This window comes from Campylobacter concisus, assembly GCF_902460705.1.
Classification (GTDB): domain Bacteria; phylum Campylobacterota; class Campylobacteria; order Campylobacterales; family Campylobacteraceae; genus Campylobacter_A; species Campylobacter_A concisus_Z.
On sequence record NZ_CABPUP010000001.1, the window covers coordinates 194,704 to 220,125 of the forward strand.

28 protein-coding genes are annotated in these 25,422 nt (G+C 36.7%); 5 read left to right on the top strand and 23 right to left on the bottom strand.

Annotated elements, in window-relative coordinates; all coding sequences use genetic code 11:
- Window positions 1-23: 23 nt before the first annotated feature.
- The 4 genes from F3G75_RS00915 to F3G75_RS00930 are packed head-to-tail and all read right to left on the bottom strand — an operon-like array spanning window position 24 to window position 3,357.
- Window positions 24-584: an ABC-type transport auxiliary lipoprotein family protein gene (locus F3G75_RS00915; protein WP_021090524.1), complete on the bottom strand. Its 561-nt coding sequence runs from the start codon at window positions 582-584 to the stop codon at window positions 24-26.
- Window positions 581-1,513 carry an MlaD family protein gene (locus F3G75_RS00920; RefSeq protein ID WP_021090581.1) on the bottom strand — a complete coding sequence of 311 codons (933 nt, stop codon included), beginning with the start codon at window positions 1,511-1,513 and terminating at the stop codon, window positions 581-583. The genes F3G75_RS00915 and F3G75_RS00920 overlap by 4 nt, the downstream gene beginning before the upstream one ends.
- Window positions 1,514-2,254 (bottom strand): ABC transporter ATP-binding protein, encoded by a 741-nt coding sequence (locus F3G75_RS00925; protein WP_149716223.1) that lies wholly within the window; start codon window positions 2,252-2,254, stop codon window positions 1,514-1,516.
- The gene (locus F3G75_RS00930; protein WP_107708563.1) at window positions 2,251-3,357 is read right to left on the bottom strand and encodes an MlaE family ABC transporter permease; all 1,107 of its coding nucleotides are present in this window, start codon (window positions 3,355-3,357) and stop codon (window positions 2,251-2,253) included. Before F3G75_RS00930 ends, F3G75_RS00925 begins: the two co-directional genes overlap by 4 nt.
- Window positions 3,358-3,435: 78 nt before the next feature.
- On the opposite strand from F3G75_RS00930, the gene tgt reads away from it, so the two are divergent.
- Window positions 3,436-4,566: a tRNA guanosine(34) transglycosylase Tgt gene (tgt, locus tag F3G75_RS00935; RefSeq protein WP_149716224.1), complete on the top strand. Its 1,131-nt coding sequence runs from the start codon at window positions 3,436-3,438 to the stop codon at window positions 4,564-4,566.
- A complete protein-coding gene (locus F3G75_RS00940) occupies window positions 4,556-5,254 on the top strand; it encodes a CorA family divalent cation transporter (protein WP_149707638.1) in 699 nt (232 codons plus the stop codon). Before tgt ends, F3G75_RS00940 begins: the two co-directional genes overlap by 11 nt.
- Before the next feature lie 197 nt (window positions 5,255-5,451).
- Here F3G75_RS00940 and rplS read toward each other — a convergent pair whose 3' ends face one another.
- From rplS to F3G75_RS01025, 17 genes are all read right to left on the bottom strand, one after another.
- Window positions 5,452-5,808: a 50S ribosomal protein L19 gene (rplS, locus tag F3G75_RS00945; RefSeq protein ID WP_103580335.1), complete on the bottom strand. Its 357-nt coding sequence runs from the start codon at window positions 5,806-5,808 to the stop codon at window positions 5,452-5,454.
- 8 nt (window positions 5,809-5,816) lie between these two features.
- Entirely contained in the window at window positions 5,817-6,509 is a 693-nt protein-coding gene (gene trmD / locus F3G75_RS00950) for a tRNA (guanosine(37)-N1)-methyltransferase TrmD (protein WP_149716225.1), read from the bottom strand.
- A complete protein-coding gene (gene rimM, locus F3G75_RS00955; protein WP_103604299.1) occupies window positions 6,506-7,036 on the bottom strand; it encodes a ribosome maturation factor RimM in 531 nt (176 codons plus the stop codon). Before rimM ends, trmD begins: the two co-directional genes overlap by 4 nt.
- Window positions 7,029-7,271: a KH domain-containing protein gene (locus tag F3G75_RS00960; protein ID WP_103604298.1), complete on the bottom strand. Its 243-nt coding sequence runs from the start codon at window positions 7,269-7,271 to the stop codon at window positions 7,029-7,031. Before F3G75_RS00960 ends, rimM begins: the two co-directional genes overlap by 8 nt.
- Window positions 7,271-7,498, bottom strand: a complete 228-nt coding sequence (gene rpsP / locus F3G75_RS00965) for a 30S ribosomal protein S16 (protein WP_009293992.1) — start codon at window positions 7,496-7,498, stop codon at window positions 7,271-7,273. Before rpsP ends, F3G75_RS00960 begins: the two co-directional genes overlap by 1 nt.
- Window positions 7,499-7,570: 72 nt before the next feature.
- Complete coding sequence (ffh, locus tag F3G75_RS00970; RefSeq protein WP_148798545.1) at window positions 7,571-8,911, bottom strand: signal recognition particle protein; 1,341 nt, start codon at window positions 8,909-8,911, stop codon at window positions 7,571-7,573.
- Window positions 8,912-8,973: 62 nt separating this feature from the next.
- Window positions 8,974-9,732, bottom strand: coding sequence for an RluA family pseudouridine synthase (locus tag F3G75_RS00975; protein WP_149716226.1), 759 nt, complete (start codon window positions 9,730-9,732; stop codon window positions 8,974-8,976).
- Window positions 9,729-10,865: a lipid IV(A) 3-deoxy-D-manno-octulosonic acid transferase gene (waaA, locus tag F3G75_RS00980; protein ID WP_149716227.1), complete on the bottom strand. Its 1,137-nt coding sequence runs from the start codon at window positions 10,863-10,865 to the stop codon at window positions 9,729-9,731. The genes F3G75_RS00975 and waaA overlap by 4 nt, the downstream gene beginning before the upstream one ends.
- Window positions 10,866-10,873: 8 nt before the next feature.
- Window positions 10,874-11,581, bottom strand: a complete 708-nt coding sequence (locus tag F3G75_RS00985) for a zinc ribbon domain-containing protein (protein ID WP_149716228.1) — start codon at window positions 11,579-11,581, stop codon at window positions 10,874-10,876.
- A gap of 17 nt (window positions 11,582-11,598) precedes the next feature.
- On the bottom strand, window positions 11,599-12,321 hold the full coding sequence (locus tag F3G75_RS00990; RefSeq protein WP_149716229.1) for a Nif3-like dinuclear metal center hexameric protein: 723 nt from the start codon (window positions 12,319-12,321) through the stop codon (window positions 11,599-11,601).
- Between the two features lie 6 nt (window positions 12,322-12,327).
- Window positions 12,328-13,188: a glycine--tRNA ligase subunit alpha gene (glyQ, locus tag F3G75_RS00995; RefSeq protein WP_149716230.1), complete on the bottom strand. Its 861-nt coding sequence runs from the start codon at window positions 13,186-13,188 to the stop codon at window positions 12,328-12,330.
- A gap of 18 nt (window positions 13,189-13,206) precedes the next feature.
- Window positions 13,207-14,745, bottom strand: coding sequence for an AbgT family transporter (locus F3G75_RS01000; RefSeq protein ID WP_149716231.1), 1,539 nt, complete (start codon window positions 14,743-14,745; stop codon window positions 13,207-13,209).
- Window positions 14,746-14,750: 5 nt separating this feature from the next.
- A complete protein-coding gene (locus tag F3G75_RS01005) occupies window positions 14,751-15,170 on the bottom strand; it encodes a GyrI-like domain-containing protein (RefSeq protein WP_149716232.1) in 420 nt (139 codons plus the stop codon).
- Window positions 15,171-15,173: 3 nt separating this feature from the next.
- Window positions 15,174-15,647 carry a DUF3972 domain-containing protein gene (locus tag F3G75_RS01010; protein WP_084108020.1) on the bottom strand — a complete coding sequence of 158 codons (474 nt, stop codon included), beginning with the start codon at window positions 15,645-15,647 and terminating at the stop codon, window positions 15,174-15,176.
- A gap of 12 nt (window positions 15,648-15,659) precedes the next feature.
- Complete coding sequence (gene purE, locus F3G75_RS01015) at window positions 15,660-16,154, bottom strand: 5-(carboxyamino)imidazole ribonucleotide mutase (RefSeq protein WP_103582742.1); 495 nt, start codon at window positions 16,152-16,154, stop codon at window positions 15,660-15,662.
- On the bottom strand, window positions 16,151-17,410 hold the full coding sequence (locus F3G75_RS01020; RefSeq protein ID WP_149716233.1) for a peptidase U32 family protein: 1,260 nt from the start codon (window positions 17,408-17,410) through the stop codon (window positions 16,151-16,153). Before F3G75_RS01020 ends, purE begins: the two co-directional genes overlap by 4 nt.
- Entirely contained in the window at window positions 17,410-18,168 is a 759-nt protein-coding gene (locus F3G75_RS01025; protein ID WP_149716234.1) for a chemotaxis protein, read from the bottom strand. Before F3G75_RS01025 ends, F3G75_RS01020 begins: the two co-directional genes overlap by 1 nt.
- Window positions 18,169-18,303: 135 nt before the next feature.
- On the opposite strand from F3G75_RS01025, the gene F3G75_RS01030 reads away from it, so the two are divergent.
- The 3 genes from F3G75_RS01030 to F3G75_RS01040 all read left to right on the top strand — a co-directional run bounded on the left by F3G75_RS01030 (window position 18,304) and on the right by F3G75_RS01040 (window position 22,554).
- Window positions 18,304-19,083, top strand: coding sequence for a histidinol-phosphatase (locus F3G75_RS01030; protein ID WP_149716235.1), 780 nt, complete (start codon window positions 18,304-18,306; stop codon window positions 19,081-19,083).
- A gap of 88 nt (window positions 19,084-19,171) precedes the next feature.
- Entirely contained in the window at window positions 19,172-20,602 is a 1,431-nt protein-coding gene (gene glnA / locus F3G75_RS01035; RefSeq protein WP_149716236.1) for a type I glutamate--ammonia ligase, read from the top strand.
- 314 nt (window positions 20,603-20,916) lie between these two features.
- Window positions 20,917-22,554 (top strand): DNA polymerase III subunit gamma/tau, encoded by a 1,638-nt coding sequence (locus tag F3G75_RS01040; RefSeq protein WP_149716237.1) that lies wholly within the window; start codon window positions 20,917-20,919, stop codon window positions 22,552-22,554.
- On the opposite strand, the gene ccoS is transcribed toward F3G75_RS01040, so the two are convergent.
- Together ccoS and F3G75_RS01050 are read right to left on the bottom strand one after the other, a co-directional pair.
- Window positions 22,551-22,781: a cbb3-type cytochrome oxidase assembly protein CcoS gene (gene ccoS, locus F3G75_RS01045; protein ID WP_149716238.1), complete on the bottom strand. Its 231-nt coding sequence runs from the start codon at window positions 22,779-22,781 to the stop codon at window positions 22,551-22,553. The two genes, F3G75_RS01040 and ccoS, sit on opposite strands and share 4 nt — an antisense overlap.
- Complete coding sequence (locus F3G75_RS01050) at window positions 22,781-25,162, bottom strand: heavy metal translocating P-type ATPase (protein WP_149716239.1); 2,382 nt, start codon at window positions 25,160-25,162, stop codon at window positions 22,781-22,783. Before F3G75_RS01050 ends, ccoS begins: the two co-directional genes overlap by 1 nt.
- Window positions 25,163-25,422 lie beyond the last annotated feature (260 nt).

Consider the following 25,422-nt stretch of genomic DNA (forward strand, 5'->3'; position numbering starts at 1 on the left):
TAGAAATTTACAGCCAAGAAAATTTAAGAGATTATTTCAGAGATTAGCGTATCGATTGCTAAATTTGTAGCCTTGTTTATCGTATCAAAAATAGTACTTGAGCTTGGATCTGGACAAAAAATTTCTTTTGTGATCATGCCAGATTTTAGCGAAGTGTTTGCATTAAACAGCTCATAAGCTAGTGAAACTTCGGCTTTGTCGCCTCTTATTTGAAGAGAGATGATGCTAACTTTTAGCCTAAGATCCTTTGCGTTTGGTGAAAATATCGGCTTTGCAGCGCAGTTTGAATAAAGCCCTTTTACAAGCGATTTATAGACCATTTCGCTTGGCTCAGATACAAATTTAGCGTCACTTAGGTATCTAATTTTATTATTTTCAGCTACGATCAAAATTTTTCTAGTATCGACCATATCAAGAGCGCTTACATTTTCGATGAAGACATTCTTTAGCTCTTTTTGCTTGTTTTCAGCTGAGCAAGCCTTATTTGAATAGTGAATTTCATACATTGTTGCAACTGGCACATCCGTCTTTAGTGAGCAGCCAAGAAATAAAAGCGTAGCCGTTAGAAAGATTAAATTTCTCATTTTTTATCTCCTTTGTCGTTTGGCACTGGATTTGTGAAGAAAAACTCGTAAGGATTGTCTTCAAGCCTTTGAAGTGCGCCTCTAAATTCACGAAGCGTCTTGTCAAATCCATTTAAAAAATCACTCGCCTCTCTTAATAACGGTCCAACCGTATTTCTAAGATCGTATTCACCATCTTTAGCCTTTTTTGTGATGAGCTCTTGCAGCGAATTATATCCGGTGATAGCCGAATTTGCCGATACAAAAACTTGGTTTGCATTTGAAATTAGTCTGTTTAAATTTTTAACCAGTTCTTTTGTGTCGGTTTTGTTTAGAGTATCTGTAAAATTTTTTACATTTTTAACGATACTATCAACCTCGCTTAATCCCTCTTCGTCTGTTAAAACTTGTGTAAATTTATCGATATTTTTAAGGACTGACTCTACGTGAGCAATATTTTCAGGCGAGAAAAAGTTATCGACTTTATCAAGTGTTTGATTTATCTTTAAAGTAATGTTTTCAGCGTTGTTTCCAAGCTTTGAAAAGAGGCTCTCTTCAAGCTGTAAGATAGGCTTTTGACCTGATGCAAAGTCTTTCGTGCCACGGCTTATATTTATACTAGCCACACCGCTAATAGCTTGAACTTCGATACTTGCTACACTATCAGCCTTTATCGGCAGATCCTCTCTTATCTTCATAGTGATGTTTATGAGAGCGTTTTTATCATCGACAAAATTTATATCACTAACACTTCCTGCTGGCACACCGATAAATTTAACTGTTGAATCAACCTTTAATCCACTTGGCAGCTCAGTCGTGTGGATGTAGTACTCTTTAAAATCAACCTTTGTATTATTTTTGCTAGTCATCCACCAGATAAATATCGCAAATGCTGTAAGGCAAGCCATAAAAAACATGCCAACAATAGTATAAGAATTTCTATTTTCCATCTACTTTTTCCTCATTTTAAATAGCTCTTCAAGTGGGTTGTTTTTGAGATATTCAAGCTCTTTTATATTTCCCTCAAAGGCTATTTTTTTGTTATCTATTATCAAAAATCTATCCAAAATATCAAAAATACTATCAGCATCATGAGTCACCATGACAACAGTCACGCCAATGCTATCACGAAGCTCTTTTATGAGCGCGTCCATTTGGCGTGAGCTAACAGGATCAAGTCCGCTGTTTGGCTCATCTAAAAATAGCACCCTTGGGCTTAGCACCAAGGCTCTTGCAAGCGCGGCACGCTTTTTCATACCGCCACTTAGCTCACTTGGATAAAGCATAGAAACCTCTTTTTTAAGTCCAACTTTTTGTATCCAAAACATCGCTATCTCATCGATCTGGCGCTTGTTAAATTTAGAGTATTCATGAAGCAAAACGCCCACATTATCAAGGATCGTCATCGAGCTATAAAGTGCTCCAAATTGAAACATCGTTCCGCTTTTTAATTTAATCTCTTGCTGCTCTTTTTGACTACTTTTCCACATATTGACGCCATCAAACGTTATATCGCCACTATCAGGTTTTTTTAGGTATATCATCGTCTTCATGAGCGTTGTTTTACCGGTGCCGCTACCGCCCAAAAAGCCATAAATTTCTGCCTCTTTTACACTCCAGCTCACGTTATCGTGCATGATCTTATCGCCATAACTTGTAGTTATATTTTTTCCAACTATTATCTCGTTCATATCTTTAGCCACATAAAAATTATCGCGAAAAATGCATCAAGCGCAATGACCCAAAATATCGCATTTACAACGCTAACTGTTGTCATTGCTCCAAGACTTTGAGCATTTTGACTCACGCCAAATCCTCTCATGCACCCAATAATCGCTATAATCGCACCAAAAAATGGAGCCTTTATCATACCAACAGCAAAGTGTCTGAGCTCGACCATCTCGCGAAATCTATTTAGATAGTCGCTAAAGCTGATATCAAGTATCGTTTGGCAAATAATCATCTGCCCTAAGATACTTATAGCGTCAGCTATAAAGATAATGACAGGTACACAAAGCACCATTGCGATGATGCGCGGCAGCACCAAGAAGTTAAATGGCTCAAAACCCATTGTCTTCATCGCATCTATCTCTTCGGTTAGCTTCATAGCGCCAATTTGAGCAGTAAAACTAGAGGCTGATCTACCCGCGATGACGATAGCAGCGATGAGTGGGGCCACCTCTCTAAGCGTTAGCATACCCATGATCTCTACTATAAATATACTTGCCCCAAAGCTTGCAAGCATCGCACTGCCAAGATACGCAAGCACAACGCCTATCAAAAAAGCGGTGAGGGATACGATAAAAACGGCATTTACACCGCCATCTTTTATGTAGTTACTAAATTCCCTAAATCTAAGACTGGCTGGATTAAATAAAATTTTTACGCTTTTTATTAAAAATTCGCCCAAGAACGTGCCAAACTCAGCTAAATTCACAAAACCTTCACAAATTTTTTCACCAAGACGTGAGAAGAAATTTAGACTATTGTGTGGCGGCATGTAGTTAAAATCAATCTTTTCATCATTTAAAAGATCACCCATCGCCTTTATCTTCTCATCATTTGTAATGATCTCAAATTTCTTACCATTTAGTGCATTTCTTAAAAGTATCAAAACAGCGTAATCAATGCTCTTTAGCTCACTAAAATCAAATTTAATATTGCCGTTAAGTTTTTGGATTTTTTTAAAAATGCTTTGTAAATTTTTTGCGTCTTTATAGCTAAACTCACCTATAAATTTTATAGTCTGAGCGCCATTTGCCACTACAAAAATGACATCATTTTTATTTTGCAAAAAGTTCCTTTGCCTTAAAATTTCTAGATTATATTATAAATTTTGTTAAAATAAAAAATCAGAAAATAAGGGATAACAATGAAATTTGAAGTTATAAAAAAAGATGGAAACGCAAGGCGTGGTATCCTAACAACTGCCCATAGCGTGATACAAACGCCAGTTTTCATGCCAGTTGGCACGGTTGGCGCGGTAAAAAGCCTTGACGCCTTTGATATGAGTGAAATTTTAGACGCAAAGATCATTTTAGCAAACACCTATCACATGTATCTGCGCCCTGGCAGCAAGGTCGTGCATGAGTTTGGCGGACTGCATGGATTTTCTAAATTTGATCGCTCGTTTTTAACTGATAGCGGCGGTTTTCAGGCATTTTCGCTTAGGTCAAACACAAAAAACGATGATGGCGGGATAAAATTTAAAAGCCACATCGACGGCAGCACGCACTACTTCACACCAAGATCCGTCCTTGACACGCAGTATGACCTAGGCAGCGACATCATGATGATACTTGATGATCTTGTCGCTCTTCCAGCCGAGCCAAAAAGGATCGATCTAAGCATAAAGCGAACGATAAAATGGGCAAAAGAGGCGATTGATTATCACAAATTTATGCAAAGCAAGGGTGTTGGCTTGCAGCAAAATATCTTTGGTATCGTTCAAGGCGGCACCGACTACGAGGCACGTAAATTCTGCGCGCAGGCCCTAAATGATATGCCATTTGACGGCCTTGCGATCGGCGGTCTAAGCGTTGGCGAGAGCAACGAGGCTATGTATGACACGGTTGAGGCGGTTATGCCGTTTATGGATGAGCTTAGGCCTCGCTACCTAATGGGCGTTGGCACACCTGAAGATTTGGTCGAAAATGTCGAGCGAGGCGTTGATATGTTTGACTGCGTGATGCCAACAAGAAACGCAAGAAACGGCACGCTTTTTACTAGCTTTGGCAAGATAAATATAAAATCAGCCAAATTTATAAACGACCACGCGCCGATCGATCCAGCCTGCCAGTGCTACACCTGCAAGCTCTACTCAAGAGGCTATCTAAACCACCTTTTTAAGGCTAGAGAGCTCACGTTTTTTAGACTAGCAAGCCTTCATAACCTACACTACTATCTAAATTTAATGAAAGAGATGAGAGAGGCAATAGAGGCTGGCGAATTTGCTAAATTTAAGCGAAATTTCTACGCAAAAAGGAGCACAGATGAGCTATAAAAGTTCAGTTTGTGGATATTTCTATGGCGATGAATACGACTATATTTTGCTTGTTTCTTTCACACAAAAGCAAAGCTATAAATTTTTATTTAAAAATGGCAAAATTTATAAAGAAGATTTTGATCACGAATGCGATAAAAACGAGTTTGAAGCGGCTCTTAAAAAACTATGTAATGAATATGCAAACAAAATTTTAGAACATCAAGATGAGCTAAACGAGTATGAAAAAATTTATGCTAGTCGAAAAAACTTTAATCAATTTATCAAAAGACACCACTTTCTAAAATATGAGATTAGAAAATTTCAAAACAAGATATCTCACTTTTATGAGACACTTTCGATTTGCCAAAGTGAGCAACAAAATTTAAAAAAAGAGCTTAAAAATAGTACTCATGAGGCAAATGTTTTTAGAACAATGGCCAATGAGTATGCCTGCAGAATAGATGATATTTATACTTTTATACAAAGTATAAAAAACGACAAAATCAATCAAAATATTTACATTTTGACAATGATATCAGCTGTAATGCTACCACTAAATCTAATAACTGGGTTTTTTGGCATGAATACACAAGGCTTACCATTTAATGAAACTAAAAATGCTACCATAATAGTTGTATCAATAATGCTTGGAGTAATTCTTTGTTGTGTTATTTTTTTATTTTGGTATACAAATAAGAAGAAGTAGAAAATAAATAAATTTAGTATATAAGGTATCTGAAACTTTATACAGAAATTTTTTATATATTTTAAATTTTTATAGCCTAGCGGTAAAAACAATAAAAATAAATAGATATTTTAATATTAAAAAACAAAAAAATTAAAAAAATTAAATTTAAAAAGAAGATTAAAAGTCCTGAATAGACTTCAGGACAGATAGTAGAATTATTTTCTAAGTTCGCGGATTTTAGCAGCTTTACCACGAAGGTCACGTAGATAGAATAATTTAGCTCTTCTAATACGACCTTTTCTAAGAACTTTTATCTCTTCGATTGAGTCACTAAAGATTGGAAAAATTCTCTCAACACCAACACTGTTAGCACCAATTTTTCTAATGATAAATGTTTCGCCGGTACCGCTACCACGTCTAGCTATACAAATACCTTCAAAATTTTGAATTCTAGTTTTATCGCCTTCGTGAATACGAGTAGCAACACGCAATGTATCTCCTGCACGGAAGTCAGGAATATTTTTACTAGCAATTTGAGCATTTTCAAATGCTTCAATGTATTTATTTCTCATGTTTTTCCTTATTTATGTGGCTTAAGCTTTTGATATAAATCAGGGCGAAAGAACCTTGTTTTGCAGTGAGCCATCTTATTTTTTAAAGTGTGGATTTTAGCATGGTTACCCTTTAAAAACTCTGAAACCACAAAGATCGATCTAAAATTATCAGGCTTTGTAAAAGATGGGGCTTCAAGTAAATTATCCTCAAAACTCTCAACTTCAAGACTCATATCGTTTCCTAAAACTCCAAGTATATTTCTTGATATTGCATCACTCATACAAAGCGCAGGAAGCTCTCCACCAGTTAAAACAAAATCGCCTATGCAAAAAACTTCGTCCGCCCAAAGCTCAACAACTCGTTCATCAAGGCCTTCATATCTACTACAAACAAAACAAATATGATCTTTTTTAGAGAGCCTCTTTGCGTCATTTTGATTAAATTTTTTACCAGCTGGCGTTAAAAATATCACATGAGCATTTTTATCTTTTTCTTTTAGAAATTTGATCGACTCATCCAAAGGCTGTGGAAACATCAAAAGCCCTGCTCCACCTCCGATCATATAATCATCAACTTTATTGTGTTTATCGTTGGTAAAATTTCTTGGATTTATGAAATCAATTTCTATAAATTTATTATTAATCGCACGTTTTAAAATAGAATCACAAAAGTAAGGTTTGACTAAACTTACAAAAAGTGTAATAAAGGTAAATTTCATGAATTTTCTAAGATGTCTTTAGCGCCTTTTACCAAAATCTCTCCACTATCCAAATTTACGCTTTCGATAAAACGCTCCAAATATGGAATGTAGAAATTCTTTGGTTTGCCAGCTGTAATAAACTCTTCATCTGTTTTTATATATAAAAGTGAATTTGCAAAATTATCTTGGATATCTTCTACGATACCTAAAATTTCGCCATTTTCTACAACTTTTAATCCAATAATATCAAACTGAAAAAATTCATCTTTTTTTAGTTTGCAGTTTTTTCTAGTGAGCTCTTTTGTGGTATAAATAGTTTTGTTTACAAGTGTTTTAGCAAGGTCTAAATCATCAAAATTTTCAAACAGAACCAGCTCTTTTTGTCTGTTGTAGTCTTTTATGATGAGCTGATCATTTTTTTTATCAAAAAAGGTTGCGCCTTTTTTATACTGTTCTGGAAAGTCGCTCTTGTTGTGAAGTTTTAAATAACCCCTTAAACCAACACATCTTCCAATAGTAGCGACTTCAACAATATCACTATTCAATAGCTTTTACCGTTACCCTATAGCTTGTATTATCTTTGGCTTTGCAACCAATAATAACGGTCTTTATAGCATTTATCATTTTACCGTCTTTACCGATAAGTTTTCCAGTATCAATCTTGTCAGCATTTATGATAATTTCAATAAAATTTTCACCAAGCTCCTGACGCTCAATAGTCACCTTTTCAGGAAAATCAGCTATCAGCTTGGCATATTCGTATAAAAAATTTTCAACCATTATTTTGTAATTTGTGCAACTCTGTCGCTAAGTTTAGCACCGACGCTTTTCCAGTAGTCTAATCTCTCTTTGTTGAAATTTATAACATTTGGCTCAACCATAGGGTTGTAATAACCAATGCTCTCTATCCAACCGCTGTCGCGTCTTTTTCTGCTATCTGTAACAACTATACGATAAAAAGGTCTTTTTTTGCGTCCCATTCTTGTTAGTCTTACTACTGTTGCCATATTATATTTCTCCTCTTATTTTTAAATAAAGCTTAAATTTAGATAACAAATATCCAAATTTAAACCCTTTTATCAAACAGGTCTTTTTAAATTTGCTTGAGAAAGCATATTTGCGAGTCCTTTTGCTCCACCTTTTCCTGAAAATTTCTTAGCAAGTTTTGAGGCATTTTCAAACTGCTTTAAAAATCGATTTACCTCTATCTGAGAAAGTCCAGAACCAGCCGCTAAACGTCTTTTTCTACTATTATTCAAAAGTTCAGGATTTTCACGCTCTTTTTGCGTCATAGAGTTTATCATAGCCTTAATATGTAAAATTTCTTTTGAATTATCAAGATCTATATCTTTTATCTGATTTGCTATGTTTGAAAGCCCAGGTATCATCCCCATCAAAGACTTCATACTGCCAAGCTTTTTAACACTTTCCATTTGATCTAAAAAGTCATTAAAGTTAAACTGACCTTTTTTTATCTTTTGATTTAGACGTTTTGCCTCTTTTTCATCAATAATAGTCGATGTCTTCTCGACCAAAGTAGCTAGGTCGCCCTCACCCATTATACGGCTTACGATACGGTCTGGTATAAAGCTCTCGATATCGGCTACTTTCTCGCCAATACCGACAAATCTAAGTGGGATATTTAGCTGTTTAGCAATACTGATAGCTACGCCGCCCTTTGAGTCAGAATCAAATTTAGAAAGGATAACTCCAGAAATTCCTAAAATTTCATTAAAACTTGTAGCTGTTTTTACAGCATCTTGTCCGCTCATAGCGTCAGCTACATAGAAAATTTCATGTGGATTTATAGCATTTTTTACATCTTTTATCTCTTGCATCAACTTTTCATCGATCGCAAGACGACCAGCGGTATCCACCAAAAGCACATCATAAAGGCCACTTTTTGCTTTTTCTAGTGCTTCTTTTGCTACTTTTATAGGATTATTTTCATTTTCTATAAAGAAAAGATCGATCTCATTTGCAACGCAGAGCTGTCTTAGCTGCTCAACTGCTGCTAATCTTTGCAAGTCACAAGCCGCAACTAAAACTTTTTTCTTTCTTAATTTTAGATAGTTTGCAAGCTTGATAGTTGTCGTTGTTTTACCACTACCTTGCAAACCAGCCATCAAAACAATGGTCGGTGCAACTGGTGCATAGACAAAGCCTTGATTGCCAGGAGCTGTTAAGATAGTCGTTAAATTTGACTTGATCGCATCCAAGAAATTCTTTTGACCAACACCAGTTTGCTTTAGTTCGCTTTCGATAGACGCGAGCAGATCTTTGGTGACTTTATGGTGAACATCAGCTTTTAAAAGAGCTTTTTTGAGCACGTCAAGTGCGTTTTTTAGAGCTTTTTCGTCATCTACAAAACGTATCTTGCTAACAGCCAATCTAAAAGACTCGCTAATTTGTTCGAACACTAATCACCTTTCTAAGTTGTTATTAAAGCGCGTATATTACTAAATAATTTCTTTATTGCTCTTTAAATTTCAAATTTATTAGATAACTCAAATCCAAGAGAGCCAAATTCTCTTGGGATCGGCGCTTTAAATTTATAATTTAAAAGAGCGATAGAATAGGCATGCAAGAACATTCTATTTGCCCTATTTTTGCCGTATTTCTCATCGCCAACGATAGGTAAATTTAAGCTAGCCAAATGCACTCTTATCTGGTGTGTTCTGCCTGTTTTTATGGCAACTTTTACAAGCGTTTTTTTGCCCACAACCATGAGTGGCGAAATTTCGCTGATCGCCTCTTTGCCATCTTTTGATATCTTTGAAAAAGCGCCATTTTTATTTTTTATCGTTAAGATCGGCTCATTTACGACCACTTCCTCGCTCATGATACCTCTAACTGCGGCCACATAAATTTTCTCAACCTTCATCTTTTTAAACTCATTTATGGCAAGCGCTGCGAATTCATCATTTTTCACAAGAAGTAACACACCACTTGTATCCTTATCGAGCCTATGAAGGAGTGGGAATTTATAAATTTGACTGATTTTTTCGCTAGTTATAGCAGCAGGCTTGTTTATGGCTATTAAATTTTCATCTTCAAATATAACGCTTGGCCTTGGCATCTCTTCAACGCTAAATTTAGTATTTTCACTCATCAAGGCACGAGCGATCATCACCTTTTGCCCCTTAGCATAGACTAGACCACTATCTATTAGCTCCTTTGCCTCGTTATTTGAGATATTTTTTTGCTTAGCTAAAATTTTATATGCTTTTTCTTCACTCATAAAGTACTCCTTATATCTTCTATGATCGCATCAGCACTGGCCTGCACGGCGATCTTGCTCTTTTTAGCGTCACTATCTATTATGCCGCCGATCTCGCTAGCTTTTACGATGTAGATGTTTTCAACTAGGCTAAATAATGCCTTTTGGTTAAATATAAACTCGCCACTTATTATCACTGGGTTAAACTGTGCGCACTCGATTGGATTATGCCCACCGATATTTGGCAAAAAACTGCCTCCAAGCACAACTATATCGCTAATGGCATAGATATTTACAAGCTCGCCTAAAGTGTCAAGCAAATTTACTTTAGCTTCAAATTTATGCGTCTTGCTAAATTTCGCAAAGCTAAAGTCATGCTTTTTAGCATAGTTGGCTGCAATCTTTTCAACCTCTGCAAACCTCTCAGGATGTCGTGGCGCGATGATTAAAAGATCGTTTTCTCTTAAATCTAAATTATCTAAAATCATCTCTTCTTCGCCTGTATGCGTGCTTGCTAGCACGATCACTCTAGCTTTTGGCTTTTCATAAATTTTACTCATGCTTGGCAAAAACGCAGCTTTTATGTTGCCAACGACCTCTATTTTGCCTGCTCCAAGCGACTTTAGCCTCTCTTTATCAAGCTCACTTTGGGCATAAATTTTGTCTATAAATTTAAAAAGATATCTATAGAAAAAGCCAAATTTCAAGTAGCTTTTGTAGCTTCTGTCTGAAATTCTCGCATTTATTAATATCACACGGCTGCCTTTTAGCTTTGCCATGAAAACTAGCATAAGCCAAAGCTCAGCCTCAAAAATGACTAAAATTTTGCTCTTTTTTAGCCAAAACGGCAAAAAAATTTCAAACGGTAAAAATCTCGCGTTAGAGCAAATTTTACTTGCCGCTTCAAAGCCAGTATTTGTCACCACACTTATGGCTTTGCTATCAAATTTTTGCATCAAAGGTTTAAGTGCTTGCACTTCACCAAACGAACAAGCGTGAAAATGCACATCTGCATCTTGAAATTTAGGATTATTAAATAGAAAAAAACGTGCTGGGATCGATCTGTGATACTTTTTTTTAAAACTTAAAAAAAATAGAAAGATAGCCCCAAAAGTATAGAGTATTGAGGCTAGAAAGTAATATATTATTATCACGAAATATGTTATTGCTCTTGTTTATACAAAATTCTGCCACAATGTGGACATGTAACGATATCTTCGCCCTTGATAACAGCAGAGAAAGTTTTGTCATTTATCTGCATAAAGCAACCATAACAAGCTTGTTTTTTTACAGGAACAACGGCTGTGTTATGAGCCCATTTTCTAATTTTTTCATAAAATGCGAGAATTTTTTGATTCATAGTGGCGATAAGCTTGTCTTTTTTAGCATAAACTTCTTTACGTTCTTTTTCGATATTTTCAAGCTCAGATGAAGTTTTGCTCTTTATATTTTTTAAATTCTCTTCAAGTTCAGCTTTTTTTGCACCAAGCTCATCTTTTTGACTGTTTTTACTATCTATTAGCTTCTCAAGTCTAGCGATCTCCTCATTTGCAGCCTCAAGTTGCTCTTTTGCAATATCTTCTTCAAGACTTAGAGCTTTTATCTCCTTTTCGCTTTTTGCACTTGAGCTTTTTTTAGCTACATCTTTTATCTTCGCACTAAACTCGGCAATATGAGCATTTGTGCCTGATTTTTGAGACTTTAAGTCGCTTACCTCTTCATCTAGTCTTTCTATATTAACCGTTATAGTTTCGCACTCTTCTTCTATATTTTTATAAGCCTTTTCTATGTCTTGAATGCGTGGTATAAAGCCATCTATTTGTTTATCAAGATCAGATAATTCAACTAATTGTTGTAAGTATTTATTCATAATGTTTCCTTTTTTTGTTAGCAATATGTAAATGGATTTTTAGAATTGCGTATTATAACTTCAATTTTCAGATTTTGCAAATATTTTGCTAAAAAATCACCAAAATAACGTTCACTTTCATAGTGATTTATATCGATTAAATTTAGCCCATTTTCCTTTGCATAAAGAGCTTGATGATACTTTAGATCGCCTGTCAAAAAGACATCTGCTTTGACTTCTTGAATGAGATCTCCGCCACTTCCGGTGCAGATACAAATTTTAGAAATTTCATCTTTTGCATGAACCACTCTTAAATTTTCTAATCCAAGTTTTTCTTTTACAAATTTACAAAGCTTGCTAAATTTCATCTTCACATCAGCGTAGATCAAAAAGCTCTCTTTGCTTGAAATTTCAAGCCCCAAAACCCGCGTTACAAATTTTTCATTTAAAAATGCAAGGTCAGCATTTGTGTGAAGCGAGATGAGCAAGATATTTTTTATCATCATCTCTCTTATGAGTGAGCTTGGATAAAGGCTGTAGTCTAGGCTTTTTAGCCCCTTAAAAATGAGTGGATGGTGAGTGATGATGAGCGAATTTGGCAAGACATTTTGCAAAAGTTCGCTATCCAAATCAAGACTTAGATAAATTCGCTCAAATTCGCTATCAAATGAGCCAACTTGAAGGCCACTATTATCCCAAGACTCTTGGCTCGCAAATGGACAAATTTCATCTAGAATTTTATAAATTTCAGCTATTTTCATAAAATTTTACTTTTGCTCTAGGCTCTCTTTATAAGTTAGCGCACACTCTTTGGCCAGCTCGCGGATTTTTAAAATGTAGTCTTGCCTTTGCGTTACGCTGATGGCTCCGCGCGCGTCAAGGACATTAAAAGTATGCGCTGCTAGCATACAATAATCATACGCTGGTAGTGAAATTTTGGCCTCTAAGCAGCGTTTGCACTCGTTAAATGCGTTTTCAAACTGGCGAAATAGCATATCTACGTCCGCAACCTCGAAATTATATTTGCTCCACTCAAATTCGCCCTGTTTATGCACGTCGGCGTATGTTACGATATTACCATTCCTATCGTCCCAAACGATATCGTAGACGCTATTTACATCTTGTAGATACATAGCTAAACGCTCAAGGCCGTATGTTATCTCACCAGATATGAGCTCGCACGCGATGCCACCAACTTGTTGAAAATAGGTAAATTGTGTAACCTCCATGCCGTCTAGCCAGACCTCCCAGCCAAGCCCCCAAGCGCCCAACGTCGGGCTCTCCCAGTTATCCTCTACGAAGCGGATGTCGTGATCTTTTAAATTTAACCCAAGTTTTTCAAGGCTTTTTAGATAAAGCTCTTGGATATTTTCTGGGCTTGGTTTTATAAGCACCTGAAACTGATAATAAGCGCCTAGGCGGTTTGGGTTTTCGCCGTATCTGCCATCAGTCGGACGGCGGCTTGGAGCTACATATGCAGTCGCCCACGGCTTTGGTCCGAGGCTTCTTAAAAAAGTCGCTTGATGATAAGTACCAGCACCAGCAGGCATGTCGTATGGCTGAAGTATAACGCAACCTTGCTCTTGCCAATAGTTTTGAAGGGTTAATATTATTTGTGAAAATGTCATTGCTTTCCTTTTAAAATTTTACTTTACATAGTGTATAACTGCACCAGGTCCTAGTGGTAGATCAAAAACGTACCAAAATGACATTAGTGCTGTCCAAGAAATTAAAAATGCAACCGTATAAGGAAGCATAATAGAAACTACTGATCCGATTTTTAACTCTTTATTGTATTTTTGCATAAAAGCTACTATCAAAACAAAAAATGGCATCAAAGGCGTTATGATATTTGTAGTAGAGTCGCCTATTCTAAAAGCAGCCTGTGTAAGCTCTGGCGAGAGTCCAAGATTCATAAACATTGGAACAAAAATCGGAGCCATCATCGCCCACTTTGCAGAATCAACAGCTATAAATAAATTTACAAAAGCAATCAAGAAAATAAAAACTATGATAAGACTAAGTCCAGTTAGTCCGACCTCTTTTAGAAAAATAGAACCTTTTATAGAAAGTACTAGCCCAATATTTGAGGTATTAAAAAGATATGTAAACTGGGCTGCAAAAAATATCAAGACCAAAAACCCTGATAGCTCAGAAATAGATTGTTCCATAAATTTTATGGCGTCATTACTGCTTTTTATAGTCCTAGCACCTACACCGTAAGCTACGCCTACCACTATAAAAAGCAACATCATAAAAATAACAATAGAATGCATAAAAGTAGATTTCATAAAGCTATCATTGCCTTTTGCCCCAAATAAAGAGCCTGAAGGTAAAATAGCCATAAGCAATAAAATCACAAAAACAATCAATGCTATTAGTGAAAATTTTAAGCCACGTTTTTGCTCTGCACTTATCTCGCTATGCTCTTTTAGGCTAAAATCACCCAAAAAATCAAATTTACCAAGCCTAGGCTCTACGATTTTATCCGTTACAAACCAGCCAACAAATACGATCAAAAATGTTGAAGCTATCATAAAGTACCAATTTGCAGTTGCTAGTACCACATAATCCGGATTTAACACGCTAGCTGCTTGCATAGAAAATGCCGCAAACATCGGGTCATTTGTACCGATTAATAAATTTGCCGACCAGCCACCGCTAACACCAGCAAAAGCAGCAGCTAATCCAGCAATTGGATGGCGACCAAATCCAGCAAATAAAATAGCTCCAAGCGGGATTAGCACGACATAGCCAACCGAGGAAGCAACATTTGACATTACGCCAAGAAAAATAACGATTGGAGTTACCCATATTTTGGAAGATTTTAAGGCAATCTTTGTCATAAGTGCTGATAAAAGTCCGGACTTATCTGCGATACCAATACCTAGAATAATCGCAAAGACTACTCCCAAAGGATAAAAATTAGTAAAATTTTTAAGCACAGATGAAACAAAAGATCTAAGACTGTCAGCAGAAAGCAAATTTATAACATTTGCATTAAGCTGTGATATTTGTCCGTCTTTGATAGCCTGATAGCTTACACCAACGCCCATCTTTTCTAACACAAACGATATTATTATCGTAATAATCGAAAGATATATAAAAAGCATAGTTGGATTTGGTAATTTATTACCAAAATTTTCGATAAAACTTAAGATTGAACTATTATTTTTTTTATTCATTTTTCCTAACCTAAAATAGATATAAAAATTTTTATCTCATCGCTACCGTAAAACTCAAAATCCGTTTCATAGGCTCTTTTTAGCTCACTACTTTCAAAATATTTCCAAATTTCACCCCAAAATTTTGCAACATTTTGTGGCTCTCTTGCAAAACTAAAAACGGCATATTTGCCACTTTTTATCTCTAAAATTTTATCACTTTTGTGGCTTGATCTTGTGCCGATGAAGTTATCGTAATATCCATTAAGATCACTTTCATAGTTGCAGTAAACGCTATAAATTTCACTCTTGCCATCATAGTATTTACTCATAAATTTAGACCATAAAGCCGGAATTTTACCCTTGCTGCCTATCTCATCTTCATTTTTAGTGCGAGTTTTTACTCCATAAATTTCAAAGCTATTCTCTAAATTTATAATCTTCATAAACTACTTTTGTCCGTTAAAATTTTCAACCGCTTGGTTCCACATGAGCTTGTATTTTCGTTTTAGAAATTCAACTTCATCTTGTGAAATTTTAAGCTGCTTTGTAAGCGTCTCGACTGTTTTTCTATCTTCGTCATAGAGCTCTTGCATCGAAATGAGCGCCTCTTTTAAAAATTTATTCTCATTTCTTAGGGTTTCAAGCGTCTCATCCTTTGCGTCAAGTACCTTTTCGTGTAAATTTAATATCGTTCCAATCGTCTTTTCAACAAAGCTGATACCATCTTGGCTTTGCGGCTGCAAGGATAAATTTTGCGAAACACTAGGCACCACGCTCATCGTTCCTTCGCTCGCTTCTATCAAAATTTCTCCATTTTCCTCTTTTGTTTTCAAAACGCCACGATTTATCATATCTTCGATAACTTCACGCTCTAAGTGCACAAGTTTACAAAATTCATCAACACCAAGATAGGTCTGCACCGCTTCTCCTTTTTACAGTATCACTTCAACCTTTGAAGAGTCTTCCTCTAAAGCCTTTATCTTCGCCTCTCTATCGGCTTTTAGAGCACTTGCCAGACTATCATCTTCAAGCGCTAAAATTTGCACTGCCAAATAGGCTGCATTTATCGCTCCAGCTTTTCCGATAGCTAAGGTTGCCACTGGCATACCACTTGGCATTTGCACAGTTGAGTAAAGTGCGTCAACGCCGCTTAGAGCTGAGCCAGCCATTGGTATGCCGATCACTGGCTTTGTTGTATTTGCTGCGATCGCTCCGGCTAAGTGGGCAGCCATACCAGCAGCTGCGATGAAGACTTTTGCGCCTTTTTTTTCTGCATTTGCGACATACTCGCTTGTTCTTTTTGGACTTCTGTGGGCTGAGCTGATTATCAGTTCATATTTTACGCCAAATTTTTCAAGAGTTTTTGCCACCTCACTAACTATCTCATAGTCGCTCTTACTTCCCATTATAATAGAAACAAATTTCATATTTTCTCCCTCAAAAAGCTAAATTTTGGTAGCTTAACACCAAGACTTATCTCATTTTCATTGCCACTGTGAATTTCACTCATAACCTTACCTTTTTTGGTGATGAGCTGCTTAAATTTGATAAATTTCTTACCATCTTGTGAATAAATCTCAGAAATTTCATTTTCACCATCTTCTATAACCGACCCAGTAGGAGCCACGATCTCATAACTATTGCCTGGAAAAATTTTATATTTGCACTTAAAAAATTCACCATCTTCGCTTATTGCATTTACCTGATGTGTGCCCTCTTCTAGGCTGCTAACGTGATTTTGTGTATCAGTTCGCTCATAAGGCCTATGCACCAAGTATCCGTCCGTAAAGCCACGGTTTTTTAGTGTATTTATCTCATTTTCATAAATTTGTGCGTCAAATTTATCATTCATGGCATCATCTATGGCCATTTTATAGGCTCTTGCGGTGCAGGCCGCGTAGTACTCACTCTTCGTGCGGCCCTCTATCTTAAAGCTATCTATCACACCGCTATCAACGATCTCTTTGATGTGCGAAATGAGGCTAAGATCCTTTGAGTTCATAATGTGAGTGCCGTTTTCATCCTCTTCTAAGCGGAAAAGCACACCACTCTCTTCGTTTTTGGCATAGAGTTCGTATTTAAACCTGCAGTCGTTTGCACAGCTACCGCGATTTGACATACGCCCGCTTTGCACTGAGCTTACTAAGCACCTGCCAGAGTAGGCAAAGCACATCGAGCCATGTACAAAAATTTCAATATCAAGAGTTGGAATTTCTTCTTTTATCTTTATAACATCTTTTAAGTTCATCTCGCGTGCTACGACGATACGTTTTGCGCCCATATCGTGATAAATTTTTGCATCAAGCACATTCATTACGTTTGCCTGAGTTGAGAGGTGTATCTCAATATCTGGTGCGATCGCTTTTGCCAGGCTCATAACCCCCGGTGTTGCGATGATAAAGGCGTCTGGCTTCATAGCCGAGATAGTCTCTAAATGGCGTTTAAGCGGCTCGATCTGAGAGTTAAAAGGAAAGGCATTTATGGTCGCATAAAATTTCTTTCCCTTTGCATGTGTGTAGTCTATCGCCTCTTTGAACGTTTCAAGGTTAAATTCCCTCGCCGATCTAGTCCTTAGTGAAAAGCTAGCCACAGATCCATAAACGGCATCAGCTCCGTACTCAAGGGCGATTTTAAGTTTTGTTAAATTTCCAGCTGGAGATAAAAGCTCAGGCCTTTTTAGCACTATTTTTTACCCAAGCTTTCTATCAAGGCTTCAATGTCGTCGTTGCTGACAAGATTTTCAGTCGTTGTATCACCAGCGATGTGAACAGCAGAGCTAACACGCTTATCATCATCAATTTTACCTTCAAACAAGGTATTCATATATTTACTTAGAGCTCTCATAACGTTTATAACACGCTCGATCTTTTGCCTATGGATATCTTGATACTGCATCATATCCATAGCCATCATGATCTCATCTTGTCCCATTTGTAAATTTCCGATGATATTATCGATCGTACCAAGAAGTGAGTTGTTTTTCTCCAAAGCCTCGCTAAATGCGGCAATATTTGGAAATTTCTTACTTAGCGTCGTAAATAGCTCGATATTTGAGTTTATTGTGTCTTTTAGGCTATTTGAGTCGCTCTCAGCGTCCATAAAAAAGTTATTTATCGTCTCAAGCTTATCAAACATCTGAGTAGCTTTTTCTTCACTATCTCTTGTTACATCGTCAAGCTGATGAACCATTTTGTGATCTTCTGTTGGTGGTGGTGGTGGCCAAACACCATCTGCACTTACTCTATAGTTTTCCGCATTCTTTGAATTGCTTTCTGATTTTGACTGCGGCTCATCTTTAGTATCAATTGCTTCTGCAACTTCTGTTACCTCGTCCGTATCCTCTTTGACGTCCGCAACCTCTTGGCCAGCATCTTCTTTAGCATTATCTAACTCATCATCTAGCCCACCTGCCATAAGTGCGTCAAGTTCCTCTTGGGTCATAAAAGCTCCTAATAAAATTTGGCTTGATTATATAGGATTTAAATAAAAAGTAAGTTTAAAGGCAATGCTTTTATCTTTAAATTTATAAATTTTTAGATAGCATTTTTAAAAATAAACGACCTTAAAAGGCTAAAAATGACCGTCGATCTTCACAACCACACGCCACTTTGCAAGCACGCAGTTGGCGAGCCAAGAGAGTATGTACAAAACGCAATAAAAGCTGGCACAAAATACTTTGGTTTTAGCGATCACGCACCGATGAACTACGATGAAGCTTACAGAATGAGCTTTGATGAGATGCAAGGCTATGAGGAAGAAATTTTACGTTTAAGAGATGAATTTAGCGGTGAGATAGAAATTTTGCTTGGCTATGAGATGGACTTTTTAGATGGATTTATGGATGAGCGAGTTTTTGCTAGAAAGGTTGATTATCTAATAGGCTCTGTGCATTTTTTTAACGGCTGGGCATTTGACAATCCAGAATTTATCGGTGGCTACGAGGGCAAAGACTTGGATCAAATTTGGCAAGAGTATTTTGATCACGTAGAAAGATCGGCCAAGCTTGGCAAATTTGACATTATGGGACACATTGATCTTTTAAAGCTTTTTAAATTTTTACCAAAAAAGGATGTTAGGATTTTAGCTAAAAATGCAGTAAATGCGATAAAAGAAGCAAATTTAGTTGTTGAGATAAATACCGCTGGCTTTAGAAAGCCTATCGGCGAGCAATATCCAAGCGTAAATTTACTTGAACTAATAGCCGAAAAAGATATAACCATCACCTTTGGCTCAGACGCTCACACAAAAGAAGATATCGGTAAAAATGGTGAAATTTGTGAGCAAATAGCTAGAGATTTAGGTTATTCAAAATGTGCTATTTTTAAAAATAGAGATAGAAAATTAGTAAAATTTTAGATTGGGTTCAAATAGAATATAAATTTAATCTTAAATATTAGATTTTATGATAGAATACGAAAAATTTAAAAATTAAAAGGAGAAAAAAGTGGGAAAATTCGTCCAAAATATAGATCATTTTTTTGATTTTTGTAAAGAAAATGAAGTCAAATTTGTAGATTTTAGATTTACTGATTTAGGTGGTGCTTGGCATAGCATTAGCTACAACATAAAAGCTGTTACGAAAGAAAATTTCATAAATGGCATCCCGATGGACGCTAGCTCTATGCATGGCTGGCAACCGATTGATAAGAGCGATATGATAATGAAGCCAGAAGCTACAACTGCATTTTTAGATCCATTTACTTCCGATATTACAGTTGTTGTTTTTTGCGATATTTACGACATTTACAAGGGTCAAATTTATGAAAAATGCCCTCGTTCGATCGCAAAAAGAGCGATGCAGTACGTAAAAGATAGCGGTCTTGGTGACGAGGCATACTTTGGCCCTGAGAATGAATTTTTTGTATTTGACAACGTTAAAATCATCGATAGTCCAAACTGCGCGATGTATCAAGTAGATAGCGAGGAAGGCGAGTGGAACGATGCTACTGACTTCAAAGATAGCTACAACACAGGTCATCGCCCACGCAGAAAAGGCGGCTATTTGATGACTCAACCAATCGACAGCATGGTAGATCTAAGAGCCGAGATGATGCAAGTTCTAGAGCAAGTTGGTCTTGAAGTCTTTTTAGGACACCACGAGGTCGCGCAGGGTCAAGGCGAGATTGGCGTGAAATTTGGCAACTTAGTCGAGGCTGCTGACAACGTTCAAATTTACAAATACGTCGTTCGCATGGTCGCTCACCTAAACGGCAAGACAGTTACATTTATGCCAAAACCGCTTTATGGCGACAACGGCAGCGGCATGCACGTGCATCAATCAGTCTGGAAAGATGGTAAAAATTTATTCTACAAAGAGGGCAACTACGCAAATTTAAGTGACTTTGCAAGGCACTACATCGGCGGCGTTTTAAAACACGCAAGAAGCGTTGCAGCCTTCACGAACCCAAGCACAAACAGCTACAAACGCCTAATCCCAGGCTTTGAAGCGCCATCTATCTTAACCTACTCGAGCCAAAACCGCTCAGCGAGCATACGCATACCTTACGGCGCTGGCGAGAAGTCAGTTAGGGCTGAGATGAGATTTCCAGATAGCACAGCAAACCCTTATCTAGCCTTCTCAGCGATGCTAATGGCAGGACTTGACGGCGTTAAACACAAATATGAGCCAGTTGGTCCGATGGATGAAAATTTATTTAAACTCCACCTTGATGAGATCAGAGAGCGTGGTATAGAACAGCTTCCACACACACTTCGTGGTAGCCTTGAAGCGCTAATACGCGACAACGAATATCTAAAACCCATAATGAGCGATCTTTTCATAGATACCTATCAGCATTTTAAATTTGAAACTCAAGTTTGGCCTTACGAAGCGCGCCCAACCGCTTATGAGTTTAAAACTTGCTTCTCTTGCTAATCTAAAATTTTGCCTTGGCGCATATGCCAAGGCTTTTTATACCAAGCACAATTCATACAAAAATACAAAATATTTAACATAAAATTTTATGTATTTTTATTATAAATTTTAAATCTAGTCGGCTATGGATCGTTATAAAAAGGGATATTTTTTATTTTTTTGCAAATATACTAGGAATTTTATGCAAACATATAAAAATTTATCCGCCTTCATTAAACTAAAATAAAAAATTTAAAGCCAATTAAATATATAAATAATCATAAATTTATGCCTTTTTTTATAAAATCCTTGAACTTTATAAAAAGGATACCGCATTGCAAGCACTAGCTTTAAAATATCGCCCTAAAAATTTTGATGAACTTATCGGTCAAGAAGCAGTTAGTAAAAGTCTTATACACGCACTTGATGAGGGTCGCATAAGCCACGCATATCTGTTTTCTGGGCTTAGAGGCAGTGGTAAAACTTCAAGTGCTAGGATATTTTCAAAAGCTTTAGTGTGCGAAAAAGGACCTACTTCAAAGCCATGTGAAGTATGCCCACAATGCATAATGGCAAATGAGTCAAGACATATGGACATCATCGAAATGGACGCGGCTAGCCACAGAAAGATAGATGATATAAGAGAGCTAATAGAGCAAACAAAATATGCTCCAGCAATGGCAAGATATAAAATTTTTATAATCGACGAAGTGCATATGCTAACCAAAGAGGCATTTAATGCTCTTTTAAAAACGCTTGAAGAGCCACCAAGCTATGTAAAATTTATCCTAGCGACGACTGATCCATTAAAACTCCCAACAACGGTGCTTTCAAGAACGCAGCATTTTAGGTTTAAGCAAATAAGTAGATACAGCATCATTAAACACCTTGAATTTATTTTAAGCAAAGAAGGCATTAGCTACGAAAAAGAGGCACTTGAAATTTTAGCAAGAAGTGGTGGCGGATCTTTAAGAGATACTTTGACACTTCTTGATCAAGCTATCATTTACGGGGCAAATAATGTCACGGCAAATGGCGTAGCATCGATGTTAGGGCTTCTTGATCCAGAAAAGATCGAAGAGATAATAACTCATGTTTTAAATCATGATAAAAATGCTATCAGAGTGCTTGTAAGCGAATTTGAAAGCTACGATCCAGAGATGATAATAGATGAAATTTTGGCAAATTTAAAGCAAAAATTTATAGAAAATGACTCAAAAATTTCACTACTTGTTTATGAGAGATTTTTTAGGATTTTGGCGCAAGCTAAAGGTATGCTAAATGTAAGTAGCGACAATGGCTTTATACTAATGCTAATGCTTTTTATGATGATAGAAGCGCTAAATTTACAAGATATTGATGATGCTATAAATGAAGTGATCTCAAAAAATAGTGAAAATTCCACTCAAATCGCAGAAGTCATCACTCAAAAAAGCCAAGTAGCTCCTGCTAAAATGCAAGGTCCATACGAACTCTTTTTAACAAAAATTTATGATAGAAATTACGATCTTGGCGAGTTTTTTAAAGAATTTGTAGAATTTAGCTTTTTTAATAATAATGAGCTTGGACTGATAGTAAATGCAAAAGATGAAAATCTTGAATATTTTAAGAAAAATTGGAAAATTTTAAATGAGATATTGCGTACGCTTTTTGGACAAAATGCGAAAATAGTAAATGCAAAGAGTGATGAGCAAAAAGTACAAACTAAGACGCCTAAAGCCTCTTTAGAAAATAATGAAAAAAGCGAACTAGACGAGCTTGATGAGGAAATTTCAAGACTAAATGCAAATAACATTGAAACTAAAAATGAGCCAAAAACCGAGATAAAAAGCGAGCTACAAAACGAGAAAAACAGCTTTGCTTTAATGCTCAACAAAGAGCCAAAAACACCAGAAGAGCTTCAAAGACAAAGAGAACAAGGGGTTCTAAAAGAGGCCAATAGACTTTTTGGCGAGCCAACGATTGAGAGCTAAATTTTATCTTTATTGGATTTTGTTCTTTTTTTGAGAGCTTCTTTTTTGCGAAGCTCTAGCTCATAAGCTTCATTTAGCGCATCCTCGTCGTCTAAATTTGCTCCGTCCAAAAATTTTCGGTAGTCCTCAAATTGCTTATTTTTTATCCCCCAAAGCACGCCAAAAAGCAAAAATGCCCCCATCAAAACCGAGATAAAAACCAACATCGCAAGTGTCGAGCTATCCATTATTTTTCCTTAAATTTTCTAACAATATAAAGCGAGTTTAAGATAACACTTAGCGAGCTAAGTGACATAAAAAGCGCAGCAAATAGCGGAATGACGTAGCCACATACGGCAAATGGCACAGCAAGAACATTATAAAGAAGACAAAAGAGCAAATTTTGCTTTATCGTTTTGTAAGTAAATTTTGAGATTTTTATGGCCTTTGCTAGACTTTTTAAACTATCATCAAGTAGCACTACATCGCTTCTTTCTAAGCTTATTGCCGCCCCACTTCCCATACAAATGGCAACATGAGCAAGGCTAAGTGCTGCTGCGTCGTTTATGCCATCCCCTACCATTAGCACCTTTTTGCCCTGCTCTTTTAGTTCGCTTATAAATTTAGCTTTCGTTTCAGGCAACATCTCTGCTCTAAACTCACTCACGCCAAGCTCATCTGCCACATTTTTTACCACTTTTTGCACGTCGCCACTTAAGATATATACTTTCATGCCAGCGCTCTTTAGCTCGTATATCAAGGTCTTTACTTCAGGTTTTATGCTATCTTTTAGGTAAAATTTCGCCACTAGTTCGCCATTAAGCCCCACAAAAAAGCTCACATTTTCTTCAACTTCCTCAAAGCTAATACCATTTTCAACTAAAAATCGCTTGCTTCCTGCATAAAATTTTTTACCTGAAATTTCAGCCTCAACACCCTTTGCCACGCTTAAATTTGTATTTTTAAGCTCTATTTTCCTTGCACCTTTTTGCTTTAAAAATTTAGCCACTGCCACGCTTATTTGATGATTTGATATAAGAGCTAGCGAATAAATTTCATCTAAACTTATGCTCTCTTTTATGAAAAAATCACTAACTTCAAATTCCGCCTTTGTGAGCGTGCCAGTCTTGTCAAATACTGCCACATCGCACTTTGCAAGGCTTTCAAAAAATTTAGCCTCTTTAAAAAGTACTTTATTTTTAAAGGCCACACCAAGGGCACAGACACTACTAACTGGCGTGGCAAGCGCAAGCGCACAAGGGCAAGCGATCACGATGACGCTAACAGCCGTGACAATAGCTTCTGAAAAGCCGAATTTAAAGTACCAAAACCAAAATGTAAAAAATGCTAAAGTTAGCACGCTAAGAGAAAATTTAGAAGCGATTTTATTGACCACTAGCTCGATATTTGGTTTTTTTAGCTCTGCAGTTTGGAGTAAATTTATGAGCTGATTTAGATAAGAATTTTTAAAAATTTTCTTTGCTTCGTAGATGATTTGTCCATTTTGACAAATGACGCCACTTTTTACCTCTTGTTCCACTCCCAAGGTCACAGACAGGCTCTCTCCCGTTAGGCTTGAGCTATCCATGCTTGCCTCACCGCTAAGCACTACTCCATCAAGTAGCGCCCTATCGCCAGATCTAAGCACGATCTTTTCGCCCAAATTTACATCTCTTGGTTCTTTTAAAATATCCTTACCATTTTCTAAAACACACACCTTTGCAAGCAGCATATCATTTAAGAAATTTGAAGTCTCAAGCGCCTTTTTCTTACCCAAAATTTCTAAAAATTTACCGATAAAAACAAAGGTAATGATCATCGCAACCGAGTCAAAATAGCTCTCGCCACTTCTCGTAAACATCGCAAAAATGGAGTAGATATAGGTAATGCTAGCTCCGGTGATAACAAGCAGATCCATATTTGGCGAAGCGTTTTTTATGGCTATCTTTGCCCCTTTGAAAAACTCGCTACCAGTATAAAAAAGCACAGGCGTTGCTAATACAAACTGCGCAAAGCTTAAGATATCTTTTATATCGCCTCTTATACCACTAAAATACCCACTATACTGAGCAATGGCTAGCCACATAATGTTCATCGTAGCAAAGATACCAACTAGTGCTTTTGTGTAAAAATTTCTTCTTTTCTTAGCTAGCTCGTCCTCTTTTTGACTCGTAGCATAAGGCTTTGGAACGTAGCCAACGGCATAAATTTTTTCAATTATCTGCTCTACCAAAAACTCCTGCTCATCAAAAACAATGACCGCTTTTTGATTAAGCGAGTTGATATTTACCTCCAAGACGCCAGGCAAGCTAAAAAGTGCCTTTTCAAGTAGCCAGATGCAAGCTGAGCAAGTGATACCATCAATTAAAAATGAAATTTGACTAAAGTCGCCCTCTTTTGTCACAAGCTCGCTAAAATTTGCCGCTAAATTTTTGATATTTGTACCGTTGCTCGCCGGTGTAAGTGTATTTTTACCGAGACGTTCATAAAACTCGCTAAGCCCATTTTCATTTAAAATTTCATAAACGCCTTTGCAACCAACACAGCAAAATTTAAGTCCGCTTTCATTTGAGATCATCACACTTTCATCAAATTTTAATCTACAATGAGCACATCTACTTTGTGGCATTTTTACTTTCTTTTATCTAAAATTTTTACTAATATTATTGCATCACATGCCTATTACACGCCATATAAATTTATGGTAGGTAAACTGCAAAAATAGGCACAAATTTCTTCTTTTGTTGTCGTTATAAAATGGCGAGATTATAGCAAATCAACCATTTTTGAGCAAAACTTTTATTTTATGCCATTTCTTGACAACAAAGTTTTATTTTTATAAAATGCCAAAACTTTCAAAAACTTCTTTTTGAAACTTAGAAATTCTGC

What these genes read in the sequence shown, in the direction of transcription:
- F3G75_RS00915 (WP_021090524.1), bottom strand. Translation starts at nt 584, where the DNA reads ATGAGAAATTTAATCTTTCTAACGGCTACGCTTTTATTTCTTGGCTGC.
- F3G75_RS00920 (WP_021090581.1), bottom strand. Translation starts at nt 1,513, where the DNA reads ATGGAAAATAGAAATTCTTATACTATTGTTGGCATGTTTTTTATGGCT.
- F3G75_RS00925 (WP_149716223.1), bottom strand. Translation starts at nt 2,254, where the DNA reads ATGAACGAGATAATAGTTGGAAAAAATATAACTACAAGTTATGGCGAT.
- tgt (WP_149716224.1), top strand. Translation starts at nt 3,436, where the DNA reads ATGAAATTTGAAGTTATAAAAAAAGATGGAAACGCAAGGCGTGGTATC.
- F3G75_RS00940 (WP_149707638.1), top strand. Translation starts at nt 4,556, where the DNA reads ATGAGCTATAAAAGTTCAGTTTGTGGATATTTCTATGGCGATGAATAC.
- rplS (WP_103580335.1), bottom strand. Translation starts at nt 5,808, where the DNA reads ATGAGAAATAAATACATTGAAGCATTTGAAAATGCTCAAATTGCTAGT.
- trmD (WP_149716225.1), bottom strand. Translation starts at nt 6,509, where the DNA reads ATGAAATTTACCTTTATTACACTTTTTGTAAGTTTAGTCAAACCTTAC.
- F3G75_RS00960 (WP_103604298.1), bottom strand. Translation starts at nt 7,271, where the DNA reads ATGGTTGAAAATTTTTTATACGAATATGCCAAGCTGATAGCTGATTTT.
- rpsP (WP_009293992.1), bottom strand. Translation starts at nt 7,498, where the DNA reads ATGGCAACAGTAGTAAGACTAACAAGAATGGGACGCAAAAAAAGACCT.
- F3G75_RS00975 (WP_149716226.1), bottom strand. Translation starts at nt 9,732, where the DNA reads ATGAGTGAAGAAAAAGCATATAAAATTTTAGCTAAGCAAAAAAATATC.
- F3G75_RS00985 (WP_149716228.1), bottom strand. Translation starts at nt 11,581, where the DNA reads ATGAATAAATACTTACAACAATTAGTTGAATTATCTGATCTTGATAAA.
- F3G75_RS00990 (WP_149716229.1), bottom strand. Translation starts at nt 12,321, where the DNA reads ATGAAAATAGCTGAAATTTATAAAATTCTAGATGAAATTTGTCCATTT.
- glyQ (WP_149716230.1), bottom strand. Translation starts at nt 13,188, where the DNA reads ATGACATTTTCACAAATAATATTAACCCTTCAAAACTATTGGCAAGAG.
- F3G75_RS01000 (WP_149716231.1), bottom strand. Translation starts at nt 14,745, where the DNA reads ATGAATAAAAAAAATAATAGTTCAATCTTAAGTTTTATCGAAAATTTT.
- F3G75_RS01005 (WP_149716232.1), bottom strand. Translation starts at nt 15,170, where the DNA reads ATGAAGATTATAAATTTAGAGAATAGCTTTGAAATTTATGGAGTAAAA.
- purE (WP_103582742.1), bottom strand. Translation starts at nt 16,154, where the DNA reads ATGAAATTTGTTTCTATTATAATGGGAAGTAAGAGCGACTATGAGATA.
- F3G75_RS01025 (WP_149716234.1), bottom strand. Translation starts at nt 18,168, where the DNA reads ATGACCCAAGAGGAACTTGACGCACTTATGGCAGGTGGGCTAGATGAT.
- F3G75_RS01030 (WP_149716235.1), top strand. Translation starts at nt 18,304, where the DNA reads ATGACCGTCGATCTTCACAACCACACGCCACTTTGCAAGCACGCAGTT.
- ccoS (WP_149716238.1), bottom strand. Translation starts at nt 22,781, where the DNA reads ATGGATAGCTCGACACTTGCGATGTTGGTTTTTATCTCGGTTTTGATG.
- F3G75_RS01050 (WP_149716239.1), bottom strand. Translation starts at nt 25,162, where the DNA reads ATGCCACAAAGTAGATGTGCTCATTGTAGATTAAAATTTGATGAAAGT.